12 protein-coding genes are annotated in these 14,393 nt (G+C 36.5%); 10 read left to right on the plus strand and 2 right to left on the minus strand.

Annotation, left to right across the window (positions count from 1 at the left end; all coding sequences use genetic code 11):
• Positions 1-4 precede the first annotated feature (4 nt).
• The 8 genes from BK574_RS03890 to BK574_RS03925 all read left to right on the plus strand — a co-directional run bounded on the left by BK574_RS03890 (position 5) and on the right by BK574_RS03925 (position 8,337).
• The gene (locus BK574_RS03890) at positions 5-763 is read left to right on the plus strand and encodes a carboxymuconolactone decarboxylase family protein (RefSeq protein ID WP_078427588.1); all 759 of its coding nucleotides are present in this window, start codon (positions 5-7) and stop codon (positions 761-763) included.
• Between the two features lie 126 nt (positions 764-889).
• Complete coding sequence (locus BK574_RS03895; protein WP_078427589.1) at positions 890-1,954, plus strand: LLM class flavin-dependent oxidoreductase; 1,065 nt, start codon at positions 890-892, stop codon at positions 1,952-1,954.
• A gap of 146 nt (positions 1,955-2,100) precedes the next feature.
• Positions 2,101-3,201, plus strand: coding sequence for a TRAP transporter substrate-binding protein (locus BK574_RS03900; protein WP_078427590.1), 1,101 nt, complete (start codon positions 2,101-2,103; stop codon positions 3,199-3,201).
• 99 nt (positions 3,202-3,300) lie between these two features.
• Complete coding sequence (locus BK574_RS03905; protein ID WP_158211520.1) at positions 3,301-3,780, plus strand: TRAP transporter small permease; 480 nt, start codon at positions 3,301-3,303, stop codon at positions 3,778-3,780.
• Between the two features lie 52 nt (positions 3,781-3,832).
• A complete protein-coding gene (locus tag BK574_RS03910; RefSeq protein WP_078427592.1) occupies positions 3,833-5,140 on the plus strand; it encodes a TRAP transporter large permease in 1,308 nt (435 codons plus the stop codon).
• A gap of 25 nt (positions 5,141-5,165) precedes the next feature.
• A complete protein-coding gene (locus BK574_RS03915; RefSeq protein ID WP_078427593.1) occupies positions 5,166-5,582 on the plus strand; it encodes a PaaI family thioesterase in 417 nt (138 codons plus the stop codon).
• 47 nt (positions 5,583-5,629) lie between these two features.
• A complete protein-coding gene (locus BK574_RS03920) occupies positions 5,630-6,571 on the plus strand; it encodes a phosphotriesterase family protein (protein WP_078427594.1) in 942 nt (313 codons plus the stop codon).
• A gap of 281 nt (positions 6,572-6,852) precedes the next feature.
• On the plus strand, positions 6,853-8,337 hold the full coding sequence (locus BK574_RS03925) for an aldehyde dehydrogenase family protein (protein ID WP_078427595.1): 1,485 nt from the start codon (positions 6,853-6,855) through the stop codon (positions 8,335-8,337).
• Positions 8,338-8,583: 246 nt separating this feature from the next.
• Here the strand turns inward: BK574_RS03925 and BK574_RS03930 are convergent, their stop codons facing one another.
• Positions 8,584-9,333 carry an SDR family NAD(P)-dependent oxidoreductase gene (locus BK574_RS03930; protein WP_078427596.1) on the minus strand — a complete coding sequence of 250 codons (750 nt, stop codon included), beginning with the start codon at positions 9,331-9,333 and terminating at the stop codon, positions 8,584-8,586.
• A 195-nt stretch (positions 9,334-9,528) separates the two neighbouring features.
• Entirely contained in the window at positions 9,529-10,275 is a 747-nt protein-coding gene (locus BK574_RS03935) for an SDR family NAD(P)-dependent oxidoreductase (RefSeq protein ID WP_078427597.1), read from the minus strand.
• A 644-nt stretch (positions 10,276-10,919) separates the two neighbouring features.
• Here BK574_RS03935 and BK574_RS03940 point away from each other — a divergent pair.
• Both BK574_RS03940 and BK574_RS03945 read left to right on the plus strand, forming a co-directional pair.
• Entirely contained in the window at positions 10,920-13,043 is a 2,124-nt protein-coding gene (locus BK574_RS03940; RefSeq protein WP_158211521.1) for an acetate--CoA ligase family protein, read from the plus strand.
• Positions 13,044-13,078: 35 nt separating this feature from the next.
• Positions 13,079-14,314: an acyl-CoA dehydrogenase family protein gene (locus BK574_RS03945; protein ID WP_078427599.1), complete on the plus strand. Its 1,236-nt coding sequence runs from the start codon at positions 13,079-13,081 to the stop codon at positions 14,312-14,314.
• Positions 14,315-14,393: the final 79 nt, after the last annotated feature.

Here is a 14,393-nt window from a genome sequence, read left to right on the forward strand (position 1 = left end):
AATTATGGTTAGTAAGGATTCACTAACAGAAAACGAGAATCAGGAGGCGGCTGCTTCTTTTAAAAAGGAGATGGGCTACTGGAATTCAACATTAAATTATTTACTAGTAGAAGATAAAGAATTCTTTGAGATTTATAAAAAATTAGTTTCTACTCCGTACAAAAATAATATAATTGACGCAAAATCGAGGGAATTAATCAATGTTGCATTAAGCTCCTCTCCAACAAATTTAAGTAAGGATACATTAAAAATGCACATTGAAAACGCTTTTAACCAAGGTGCCACAGAAAGAGAAATACTAGAAGTTTTTAAGCTGGTAAGTGTGTTAGGTATGCATACCTGTGCTGTTGGAGTTCCTATTCTCGTAGAAGAAACGGGCGAATTTAAAGACACTAAACTGAATGCTAACCAGGAAAAGTTAAAGGAAAAGTTCGTTGAAAAGATGGGATATTGGCATGATTTTCGAAACACGCTACTACTAAATGATGAGCATTTCTTTGAAAGTTATTTTCAGTTTCTAACAAATCCATGGGATAGTGATATTTTAAGTCCAAAATTAAAAGAGTTCATTTACATTGCGATTGATAGTGCCACAACTCATCTTTTTGATGTTGGGATTAGGGTCCATATTCAAAATGCACTAAGATATGGCGCGACATTTGAAGAAATTATGGAAGTATTAAAACTAACAAGTGCTCAAGGGGTGGATACCTTTTATGCAGGAATTGAGATTTTAAATTCAGTAATTGCTGAAAAGGAATAGTTAATCTGATCTGTTAGACAGCAAGATCTGATTTTATAGTAAAAATTTTACTTAACAAAATTTACCACTACTGGTATAGGTAATACATTTTTGGTTGCTAAAATTTTATGATAATGGGGTGTTAAGATGACGACGATTTTAGGTAAAGATATGACATTTGGATTATTTTTCTTGAACTCTGTAGCTCCTTGGAAGACGGATGCAGAAGAATTACGTGATGGTTTAGAACAAATTAAGGTGGCAGACCGATTAGGATTTCATTCGGCTTGGATTGCTGAGCATAATGCCCGTGCCTATGGTGTTGTTAGCTCAACATCAGTCTATTTAGCGGCGGCGGCGGCCCAGACTTCTAAAATTATGTTAGGTTCTGCAGTATCCAGATTACCTTTACACCATCCGCTACAAGTAGCGGAAGATATGGCGTTAGTGGATATTATCAGTGATGGAAGATTATATTTGGGAGTCGGGAAAGGCTATGATGCGTTAGAATTTGAGGCATATAATATTGATTTTGAAGAGCGTCATGAAAAATATTTAGAGTCGTTAGATATTTTGACCACAGCATTAAAGAATAATAGAGTCTCTTATTCTGGAAAGTTTTATGATATTAAAGATATTCCAGTCTATCCTAGGCCCGTTCATCCAGAAGGACCGCCGATATTTGTGATGGTATCTGGTAATGATGCGTCGATGGTAAATGCAGCTAAACAGGGACATTCATTCGTACTAGGCGGAATAACAAATGAAGATACAAACCATAAGATTTCTTTATACAAAAAGACAGCACTGGATTCAGGTTTATCGCAAGAATATGTTGATAATGCTATCGCAAGATCAGGGAAACTATTATTCTGTCATGTTGGAGAAACAACAGAACAAGCTCAAAAGGAATATAAAAGAGGTTTGGAATGGTACATGAGTGAACGAGATAACCGGCCAACATTTGGAGTTGTGGATCGGGAGCGCCATTTAGATTATGATCGTTTCCTGAATTCAGAAAATGCGTTAATCGGATCACCAGAAAAGGTCATCGAAGATATAGAACGATATAAGAGAGAAACAGGACTAAATAATATTATTCTCTGGATGAATATTGGTGGGCAGCCGCAGCAACAGGTATTGAAATCAATGGAATTGTTTTCTGCAAAAGTTCTACCGTATTTTACAATCAAAAATACCATAGTCAAATAAATAATTTCAAAATTCAAAATTTAAGAACACCTCGGCCATGATTATGGATATTCAGAAAGGGGGATCGTCTCTTTTTCTATTAATGAAGCTAGCTAATGATAAAAGGAATTTGTGCATTTTAAAAAATCACTATTGGGGGAATCCGAATGAAAAAAGTGTTTTTAAATTTTACTGTTTTAATGATGACAATTCTGTTCTTAGCAGCGTGTGGACAAGTAGAAGATACTTCATCAAACGAGTCTACAAGTGATTCTACAAACGACTCAAATAATAGTGGGGAAACGTTTGAGTTAAACTATAACGTCCTTGCGCCACCTACTCATCCATATACTACAAATGTTTCAGAACCATGGGCAGAGTTTGTCCACAATGAAACTGATGGAAGAGTAACCGTTCATCTTTTCCCGAGTGCGGCTCTTGGAACTCCTGATACTGGTTATGATGATGTAAGTGGTGGAGTGTTTGATGTAGGGCTTTTATACGCAAGTTCTGACAGGAATGATATTTTGTTCCCATTATCAATCGGGGACTTGCCCTTTGCCATTCCTAATCCTGATGTAGCGGTTAATGTAATGAATAAATTTTATGATCAGTTTATGAAAGATACATTCGAAGACGCGGTATGGCTTGGTGCTTCATCAACCGATACAGCACAGCTATACAGTACTGATCCAATAGAGACAGTTGAAGATATCAGAAACAGAAAAATAAGTAATAGCTTATATTCTAGAAACCAATTAATCCAACTGTGGGACGCAGTTCCAGTTTCAATTGCTAATTCAGAATTATATGAATCAGTTGAAAGAGGGTTAGTTGATGACATTATGTATAACACACTTGGAGCCATAGGCTTTAATTTAAATGAGGTTGCACATTATATGACCAAACTTGATTTAGGTGTTTCTTCTAATGGTCTATTTATTAACTCGAATGCCTTTAATCAACTCCCAGAAGATTTACAAGAACTTTTTATAGAAAAATTAGGTCCAAAACATCAAGAATTAATGGCAGAACTTTATATGACTGAAATGGAAAACGCGATTACAGAATTCGAAAATCGAGTGAAAGATAAAGGTGGAAGAGTTATTATTCCAGATGGAACAGAATTAGATCAGTTTAGAGAACCTGCTAAAAAAATGTGGGAAGATTGGGTAGATGAAGCGAACAAAAGAGGTTATCCAGGCGATGAAATGATGGAGTTCTTCAAACAAGCTCTTGAGGAAGAAGGATTGGAACTTTCATTCTAAAAATCGTTTATTCTATCTAAAAAGAGCTTTGATCTGACTAGGAATTACTCCTTTCCTAGTCAGGTTGCTTCATTAATTTTACGGAAAGAAGGGATGGTTATGAATCTTTTCTTAAAAACTATTGATTACATTACCACTATAAATAAATGGGCAGCTTATTTTATTTCTTTTCTGATGGTAGCCCTTGTTTGCATTTTTTCCGCTGCAAGAACTTTAGGGCAGCCGATTGTTGGAGATATCGAACTTATTCAATTTACAATGGTGTTAATGATTGTGTTTTCACTAGCTTATACTGAAAAAACAGATTCACATGTGTCTATTACATTACTCTATGACCGGTTACCTAATAGGTTTCAGTTAGTTTTAAAACTAGCAGCGAAAATATTAACGGTTGTTTTTTGTTTCCTTGTATGTTGGGTATTTCTATCGAAAATGGAATTTTCATCAACATCTAGTTTATTAAAGATCGTCTTTTATCCTTTTAAAATCATGTTAATTATAGGATTTTTTGCTTGGGGACTTGAGGCATTCCAAAGATTTATTGTTGAACTAAAAGAAGAGATTGGTAACCAAAAATGACGGTTGAAGAGAGTGAGAATGTAAAATATTTTAAGAATGGGAGTGAGTCTAGTTGTCAGTTTCTTTCGTTGGTATACTTGTAATCCTATTCGTTTTTGCCCTAATGTTCTTACGTATCCCCATTGCGATTTCGATGGCAATTCCCGCAAGTATTGGAATTCTCTATTTAAGAGGATGGGATACTTTGTTATCAGCGTTGGATACGATTGTTTGGACGAAAAGTTATTCCTATACACTAACGACAATTCCGTTATTTGTGTTGATGGGTCAGCTCATTTATCAATCTGGAATTAGCAGTGAATTATATACTGCTTTTCGAAATTGGTTAAGTGGTTTTAGAGGCGGATTGGGAATGGCCACGATTGGGTCTTCCGCTATGTTTTCTGCCGCATCAGGTTCTAGTTTAGCAACAACAGGAACCATAGGTGTAATGGCATCAAAGGAAATGTTAGCAGCAGGCTACAGTAAAAGCTTAACAGGAGGGTCTATTGCTGCAGGTGGAACACTAGGTATTTTAATCCCCCCTAGTACGATGTTCATCATATATGGCATGATGACAGAACAATCCATTGGTCAGCTATTATTGGCGGGAATTATACCAGGGATCTTACTTACTATATTTTTTATCATTACTATTTATGTGGCTAGTCTGATTAAACCAAGTTTAATCACAAATGAAAACCAAGTAAAAGTTAGCTGGAAGGAACGCTTTGATTCATTAAAGTCTACGATTTGGATTATTCTTCTTTTTCTCATCGTTTTAGGTGGGATGTACTTCGGTTTTTTTACAGCTACTGAATCAGCTGGAGTAGGTGCTCTTGGGGCTTTTATGATCGGCTTGGGGCGAAGAAAATTATCGATAAAAAAAGTGAATGAAGCGATTTTTGAAACCATTAAAACTACTGGATTTATTTTTGCGATTGTCATCGGGGCATTTATCTTAAACTATGTGTTAACGATTACACGGGTACCGCATTTAATATCCGACTTTATGTTTTCAGCTAATCTTTCACCAACCATGCTTTTTATCATCATTGTGATCATGTATATTATTTTAGGAGCGTTTATGGACACGCTTTCAATGATCGTAGTAACCATTCCAATTATTTTGCCATTAGTTGTAGCGACCGGTTTTGATTTAATTTGGTTTGGCGTCATTATCGTCCTAGTTGTCGAAATGGGATTAATTTCTCCACCAGTTGGAATGAATTGTTTTGTATTGAATGGGGTTGTGAAGGAATTACCACTTACGCAAATTTTTAAAGGGGCATTCTTATTCATCATTCCAATTCTGACCCTTATTATATTGCTGTACATTTTCCCTGAAATTGCATTATTTATACCAAATTCCGTGCGATAGAAATAGAAAGAGAAAGGAGATATGTATGACTAACGATTTAAGAGAATTCGAAGAACGGTTAATGAATAACAATAATTTTCGAAATTTATTAGGAATCGAAGTAGCAGATATACGTGAAGGATTTGCCGTTCTTTCTTTACCAATCCGTGATGACCTATTACAGGCGGGAAATATCGTTCATGGGGGAGTTCATTCCGTTCTTATCGATTCAGTTATTGGTACAGCAGTCAGGACAGTCTTGGACACAAACGAGTATTCGGTTACTGCTGAGATGAATATTAACTATTTCAGACCAGCAATCGAAGGGAACATCATTGCAGAAGGGAAGGTACTTAACAGAGGAAAACTCTTAATTGTTGGAGTAGCGGATATTAAAGATGAAAAAGGTAGACTATTAGCAACAGGTAGAGCAACATATGCAGTTAAAAGAAAGAATGGATAAAAAAAGTGAACTATTCCAAATAAAATAAATGGACAATGGAGGGAACCATGAAGTTCGTTAATTCAGTTACAGGTAAGATTGGACTTGAGCAATTAGGAAAAACATTAATTCATGAACACCTCAGAACACGGTCTGAGTGTGTACCAGTACAATTTCCTCGTTTATACGATGCTGAAGAAGAGTATCGATTAGCCATGGAACAAGTAGTTGCAGTTAGGGACAGAGGTGTGAAAACCATTTTTGACCCTTCTGTCATGGGATTGGACAGAGATGTTAAGTTTATGAAGAGAGTTTCGGAAGACTCAGGTGTTCAAATTATTGCAGCTACAGGGATATTTACTTTTCATTATTTACCGACTCGTTTTGTCGCAAATGACATTGATTTTATGGCTGAACAGTTTGTTAAGGACATTGAGGAGGGTGCTCAAAATACGGAGATAAAAGCAGGATTTTTAAAATGTGCTACTGAGGTTCAAGGACTTACCCCAGATGTTGAAAAGGTAATAAGAGCTGTGGCGCGTGCACATCTTCGCACAGGTGTTCCAATTATGACTCATTCTGCTCCTTCGGAAGAAACGGGGTTATTACAAATTCAGGTTTTTGAAGAAGAGGGAGTAGACCTAAGCAAAGTATTGATTGGTCATTGCGGTGATACCGATAATTTGGATTATATCGAGAGAGTCCTTGATAAAGGTGTATACATTGGACTCGATCGCTACGGGATTACAACTACGATCTCAACCGAACAAAGAAATAAGACGTTAAGAGCTTTACTAGAAAAAGGTTATGTAAACCGAATGTTTTTGTCTCAAGATTATTGTTGTACAACTGATCGTCTGAAACCAAACAGTCTGAAAAAATCTCTCCTCCCAGATTGGTCGATGACATTTTTACTAGATAAAGTCATTCCAACACTTTTATCACAAGGAGTGTCTGAAGAAGAAATTCAGATCATGATGAATGAAAATGTAAAAAATTGGTTGAGTTAATGTAGACTCTAACCTCATTTGCAACAGGGGAGACGGAGCGAAGAAGGGTTCTTAAGGAAGGAAGCAACTCAAATTGTGAATATATCCATTGATAGAATTCACGATTTGGTTGATTTATAGATGACACCTTAGTTCTACCTACAATCAGAAACAATGGCATTTAAGGAAGAGATGAGGAATTGTACGAGTAACAAACAGGGAGGAGACCAATAAGTAAATTTTAGTTACCTAGTGTCGATTTAAAAATTTAAAGTTTTTTAAAAAAAGAGGAGGAAAAAAATATGGAACAAACTATGAATTTAAAAAATAAGGTGGTTAACTTTTTACAAGGAAATAAAAAATTATTTATTAATGGTAGATGGGTAGAATCTGTAAGCGGCAAAACATTTGAAACAAAAAATCCAGCAACTGGAGAAGTTTTGTCATTAGTAAATGAAGCACAGGAAGAAGATGTAAATCGAGCAGTTGATGCAGCCAGAGAGGCCTTTGATAATGGTCCATGGTCGAGAATGGATGCTTCTGAAAGAAGTCGTCTTATTTATAAATTAGCTGACTTGATGGAGAATAATCTTGAAGAACTAGCTCAACTTGAAACTTTAGATAATGGGAAGCCGATTAATGAGTCAATGGGCTTTGATGTACCAGCAGCGATTGAGCATTTCCGTTATTATGCTGGATGGTCTACTAAAATTGTAGGGCAAACCATTCCTGTTAATGGTAACTTCTTTAATTATACAAGACATGAACCTGTCGGTGTAGTGGGACAAATCATTCCTTGGAATTTTCCACTGCTTATGGCAGCATGGAAGATGGGAGCTGCACTAGCGACTGGATGTACAATAGTATTGAAACCTGCTGAGCAAACACCATTAACGGCTTTATACTTAGCGAAATTGATAGAAGAAGCTGGTTTCCCTGAGGGGGTTGTAAATGTTATTCCTGGATTTGGCCAGACGGCAGGTGAACCACTTGTTAGGCATGAAAAGGTAGACAAAATTGCCTTTACTGGTTCAACTATCGTAGGGAAACAAATTATGCGCCAAGGTTCTGATACCATTAAAAGAGTAACTTTGGAACTTGGTGGAAAGTCACCAAACATTGTTCTTCCAGATGCTGATTTGACGAAGGCTGTACCAGGTGCATTTATGGGGATCATGTTTAATCAGGGGCAAGTTTGTACGGCGGGTTCTCGTCTTTTTGTACAAAAGAAAGCATACGATAATGTCGTAGCTGATCTTATCTCTCATTCAAAGAGTATAAAACAAGGACCTGGAATAGATACAAACACTCAAATGGGGCCACTCGTTTCTAATGTACAGCAAAATCGAGTATTGAATTACATCGAGAAGGGACAAGAAGAGGGCGCAGAATTGTTGACAGGTGGTAGAAAGCCATTTGATCGTGGTTATTTCGTTGAACCAACGATATTTTCAGCTGTGAATGATGAAATGACAATAGCAAGGGAAGAAATCTTTGGTCCAGTTCTAGTTGCGATGCCGTATGATGATATAGATGAAGTCATTCAACGTGCGAATAATACCCCTTATGGACTTGCTGCGGCGGTATGGACAGAAAATGTACGTAATGCACATTATGTGGCAAGCAAGTTAAAAGCAGGAACTGTCTGGATCAACAGCTATAATGTTGTTGATGCGGCTTCACCGTTTGGTGGCTTTAAGCAATCTGGAAACGGCCGTGAAATGGGGTCTTACGCACTAGACAACTATACAGAAGTAAAAAGTGTTTTCGTAAATATGGACAATTAATGGTAAGTCGGATTTCATTTCATGAGGTTGTTCCAAATCGTTTTTTATCTGACGATTAGGAACAGCCTCATTTTTTGGGTTATTAGTCGTATTTGTAGTTTTTTATACGGGTATAATGGCCGAATTTAAAAGTCTTAAACATGGGCTAGCAATATGTTACAGATGCAATCAAAAAAGCATTAGGAACGGAGCATTCCAAATGCTTAAAATTGATTTTAGATTAATGTTGTTGATGCAACATGGTCATTACTGGGCAGTATATCCGCCATCTATGATTAACTCTGAACCCGTTACATATCGCGATTCATCAGAAGCTAAATAAAGAGCTCCATAAGCAATATCTAGCGGTTTCCCTAATCCTGGCCAAGGGATTTTATCTTTTAATGGATGTTCTCCATTTCTGCCTCCTGACATATCGGTTTCAATGACCCCAGGGTGTATGGAATTGACTCGAATAAAATCTTTTGCAAGCTCAATGGCAGCAGATTTGGTCATTAATCTTACGGCTCCTTTTGAAGCATGATAGGCAGTGCTCCCAGGACTACCAACCAATCCAGAACCTGAAGAAGTATTAATAATAGATCCCTTACCTGAAGTTTTCTTTATTAATGCTGCTCCGTATTTCATTCCTAAGAAAGTGCCTAATGTGTTTATGGATTGGATTTTCAAGAATTCTTCCACTGACGTTTCTGTTAATCCATTTCTGCTCAATATTGCTGCATTGTTTAAAAGGATATCTAATTGGCCAAATTCTGCTTCTGTTTTAGAAATGACTGCTTGCCAATCTTCTTCAAGAGAAACATCATGTTTAATACCGAGCGCTGTTCCTCCCTCTTTATTAATAAATTCAACTGTTTCGTGAAGCGCTTTCTCATCAATATCGGTAACTACTACCTTTGCTCCGTTTTTAGCAAATAATATGGCTTCCTCTTTACCAATGCCATTTGCTGCTCCAGTAATAATGGCAACCTTATTTTCTAATCTATTTTCAGACATAGTTTTAAGCTCCCCTTCTAAAAAGTTGGTTTTTTGATCTTTCATCTATGAGACCATACGAGGGTTAGTTGATTTCTTTGATACTACTTAAGTAGCTAGAAAATTATTTTTAAACAATATCGTTATTATCAATAAGATTAAAGAATTGAAGTTGTAGATAACTTGATGGAATGGGGAAAATTTATCCTTACTTTGTTACTGTGCGATATATCCACCGTCTATGACTAATTCTGTACCCGTTACATAACGGGATTCATCAGAAGCTAAGTATAGAGCACCGTAGGCAATATCAATGGGTTCTCCATATTCTGGCCAAGGAATTTTATCTTTTAATGGGTGTTCGCCGTTTTTTGCTCCCGACATAGGTGTCTCAATAACCCCAGGGTGAATAGAGTTGACTCGAATAAGGTCTTTAGACAACTCTAGTGCTGCAGATTTGGTGATTAATCTTACTGCTCCTTTTGATGCATGATAAGCAGTGTTTCCTGAACTGCCAACGATTCCATACATGGATGAAATATTAATAATGGATCCTCCACCTTTTTTTTTCATTACGTTAGAACCGTGTTTCGTTCCTAAAAATACACCATCAGTGTTTATGGATTGAACCTCTCGAAACTGTTCTAGTGAGGTTTCAGCTAATCCCATTCTTATTCCTATCCCTGCATTGTTCATAAGAATATCTAATCTACCAAGTTCTTTCTCTGTTATTGAGATTACTTTTTGCCAATCTACTTCTTGAGAAACATCATGTTTAATAGCGATAACTTGTCCGCCGTTCTCCTTGATTAACTCGGCAGTTTGATGAAGATTATCCTCATTAATATCTGTTACAACTACCTTTGCCCCATGTTTAGAGAATACAATTGCTGTTTCTCTTCCAATTCCACTACCAGCTCCAGTAATGATAGCAACCTTATTTTGCAAGCGGTTTAACGCCATTGCTTTCATCATCCTTTCTATAATAGTATTTATATTTTATCTATAAACTATATTTTGCAAGAAGTATGCCAATGTTAACACTTAAATAAAGGCAAGCCTTTAATCTACTAAGAATGGCCTTTAAAGCATAAAAAAGCTCTGGAAATCGTGATTATATAAGCGGCATTCCTACTTTTTAATAATTAAATTTTAACTTACTAATGAAATGTAATTGGATAAATGTTTAATACAACATGTCTTACGTTGCATAAATAAATCAAGCTGTTCCAATTTTAGTACGATTATAGGGGTGTAATCTATAGCGTACTTTGAAAAACCTAAGCTATTACAAGACCCATAATCTATTACAAAAATGATGTATATATGAAGAACGTAATGGAGGTCACATTGTTACATTCTATTTATAAGATGTTTAATTCCTTAAAGTGTTTTATTTGTTTCAATTTTGAAACTTAGCTAGTTTAAAGAAACAAAAAAATCCAAAGATTGTTTTTATAGAAAATGATTAATTCGTAAATTTTTATTTAAATTAAAACTTCAAAACCGCATTACTGCTATGCTTTGAAGTTTTTGAAATGAAATACTGTAAGATTTGGCACATAACTTGCAAGTATGTGATTAAGCAAGTAAGAAAGGAGATATGTATGAAGAATAATTTGAAACCACTATTTGAACCAGAACGAATTGCAATTATAGGTTGCTCCCCAGATGCAAAAAAAATTGGTGGTAGACCTTTTGATTACTTAATCAAATATGGATATCAAGGACAAATATATCCTGTCAATCCGAATTATAAAACCATTCGTGATTTCCCTTGTTATGAAACGATATTGAGTGTTCCAGATGAGGTTGATCTCGCGATTATCGCACTACCACAAAAATTAGTGCTAAGCACGTTTCAATCTTGTATCGAAAAGAAAGTTAAATCTGTTGTTATATTTAGTGCTGGCTTTTCTGAAGTGGGAGAACAGGGCAAGGAAGAACAAGAACAAATTACAAAACTTGCAAAAGAACACAATATCCGTGTGTTAGGTCCAAATTGTTTAGGTCTATTTAATGTGAACAAGGGCATGTATGCTACTTTTTCAACCATATTAGAGGAAGAAGAGCCACTTTACGGCGGCAGAATTGGGTTTGTAAGTCAAAGTGGAGCATTTGGCTCACATGTTTTTACTTTAGCGAGACAGCATCAAATGGGTTTCAGTCATTTTGTTGCGACAGGGAATGAGAGCGATGTTGATGTAGCAGACTGTATTAAATATTTAGTTGAAGATGAGAACACAGATGTAATTGCATGTTATGTAGAAGGTGCAAAAGATGGGGAAAAGTTAATCGAAGCGTTTCAGTTGGCTGCGAAAAAGAAAAAACCTATTGTTGTATTAAAAGTTGGGAAGACGGATGTGGGAATGCAGGCTGCAATGTCACATACTGGGTCACTCGTTGGTTCTGATTCGGTCTATGAAACGATTTTTAATCAATATGGGGTGTACAGAGCAGAGACGATCGATGAATTTATTGACATCGCCAAGGCCTTTGCAGAACTGCCAGAAATACAAGGCAACAGGGTCGCAATTTTTACCGTATCTGGCGGTGTTGGTATCATGCTTTCAGACCAAGTAACAGAACATGGTCTCACCTTACCTCAAACACCTGAAAATGTACAAGCGAAATTAAAATCAATTCTTCCTATCGCAGGAGTAAATAACCCGCTTGATACAACAGCACAAATTTCATATATGCCTACTTTATTAGAAGATTTTATGGAAGCGGTTTTAGGGAGTGGGCAATATGACGCTGCGATTGTATTTTTAGGGTTCTCTGGTTTAAAACCAGATACACTGGATTCGAATATTACGTCAATTCTTAACATCAAAGAGCTATTTCCTAAAATACCTATCGTAACTGTCACACTATGTAATCCAGAATCTAAGAAATTAATTAATGATTCAGGTTTAGTATTAAACGAAGATCCTACAAGAGCAGTGAAAATGCTGTCAGCATTAGATAAGTTAAGGAAATCGATGGAGCGTAGCCAAAAAGAAGAAAGTCAAATAGATAGTCCGATAGACCAGGAGGCTATTGATATTAGGAGTGTAGTTTCCATTGAAACAAAAGAATTGACAGAATATACAAGTAAACAGCTTGTTTCCAAATTCAATGTGCCAATTACAGAAGAAAAATTGGCTCAAAACGCCAACGAGGCTATCCAATTTGCTAACTTAATAGGTTATCCTATTGTGCTAAAAGGAATGTCACCGCAAATCTTACACAAAACAGAAAAGAAGTTAGTTTTATTGAATATTGAAAATGACCAGGAAGTTGAAGAAGCATTCCATAGATTGAAAAACATCATTGATGAAACAGAGAATGCCAAATTTGAAGGTGTACTTATTCAAGAAATGCTTAAAGAAGAAGCGATGGAAATGTATGTGGGGTCAAAAAGAGACCCTGTTTTCGGACAAATGGTTCTCGTAGGGCTAGGTGGTATTTTTATTGAAGTGTTTAAAGATGTGTCGATGAGAAAAGCACCTGTTTCTATAGAAATGGCACAAGAAATGATCGAAGAATTACAATCGAGCGCCATGTTGAAAGAGTTTAGAGGCAAGGCCCCGCATGATATAACAGCTTTTAGCAAGTTGATTTCACAATTTAGTTATCTGATTAATTCTCTTGAAGATCAAGTGGAGGAAGCTGACTTAAATCCAACGATGGTATTTAAAGATGGAAAAGGCGTAAAAGTTGCAGACGCATTGTTTAAATTAATTTAAAAATTATATCAATGAACCAATAGGAGGCAAAAACAATGGATTTTAACATACCTGAAGAAACAGTAGAAATTATTAGTGGATTGAAACAATTTATTGATAAGAGGGTTATTCCTTTAGAGGAGAAAAATGCCGATTTACTCTACAATGAAAGAAATTATTATTTAGAAGATGGTAGACACCATCCAAAGGTAGAGGAACTAAGAAAAGAAGTAAGAATGGTATCAGCAGAAGCAGGATTTTATACGATGTTTGGAGATAAGGAACTTGGTGGTGAGGAACTTGGTCCAGTTACAGCGCTTTTAGTTCAAGAAGCGATTGGTAAAAACTATGCAAATCGAAAGTTGATTGATCCCATTGTTATTCCATCTCCATTTACAAATGGGCTCACTCCAGTTTTGCGAGGGTTGAAGCAGGAACTGAAAGACGAGTACCTCGAAGGGATCCGTACAGGTGAGAAAACATTGTGCTTTGGATTAACAGAACCAGATGCTGGGTCTGATGTTTGGGGAATGAAAACGAAAGCTGTGAAGGATGGAAGTGACTGGGTCATTAATGGAACGAAACAATGGATCACTAATGCACCATATGCCGATTATTGTATGTTATTTGCCGTAACGAATCCTGATCTGCAAGCGAATAGAAAAGGCGGTATTACTTGTTTCTTTGTAGATACAAAGAGTGAGGGTTTTAACGTTGATTCTGTCATACCAGTCATGGGTGAATTAGGTGGTGAAGCAGGAATTATTAGCCTCGATAATTTACGGGTACCTGAAGAAAACATTATTGGTGAAGTGGATAATGGGTTTTCAAAGGCGATGCATGGCATTAATAATGGAAGATTAGGAATGAGTGGGAAATGTATTGGATTAGCTCAATGGGCTCTTAAGCAAGCCGTCGAGTATGCAAATATACGAAAGACGTTCGGCAAAACGATCGGTGAACATCAAATGATTCAACATATGTTGGCAGAATGTGCAATGGATATCTATGCTGCCCGAAATATGGCCCTTCATTGTGCCTGGAAAATTGAAAATTCGAACAAACAGCCAGTGAAAGAGATTTCAATAGTCAAAGCTTACTGTACGGAAATGCTGGGACGTGTCTATGACAAGGCGATGCAGGTCCATGGGGGAATGGGTATTTCCAATGAACTAAAATTAGAAGCGGGATACCGGTTTGCTAGAATACTACGAATCCCTGATGGAACATCTGAAATTCATCGACGTACCATCGCCCGTAGTCTATTAAAAGGAGATCTAAACTTTAACTAGTTGCTAATGAGATTGTAAAATCTAAAAAATGACACCGTTTTCAAAGGCTAAAATTAACGAATGGGTAAGAGGGCTATTT

Source organism: Alkalihalobacterium alkalinitrilicum, assembly GCF_002019605.1.
GTDB lineage: Bacteria > Bacillota > Bacilli > Bacillales > Bacillaceae_F > Alkalihalobacterium > Alkalihalobacterium alkalinitrilicum.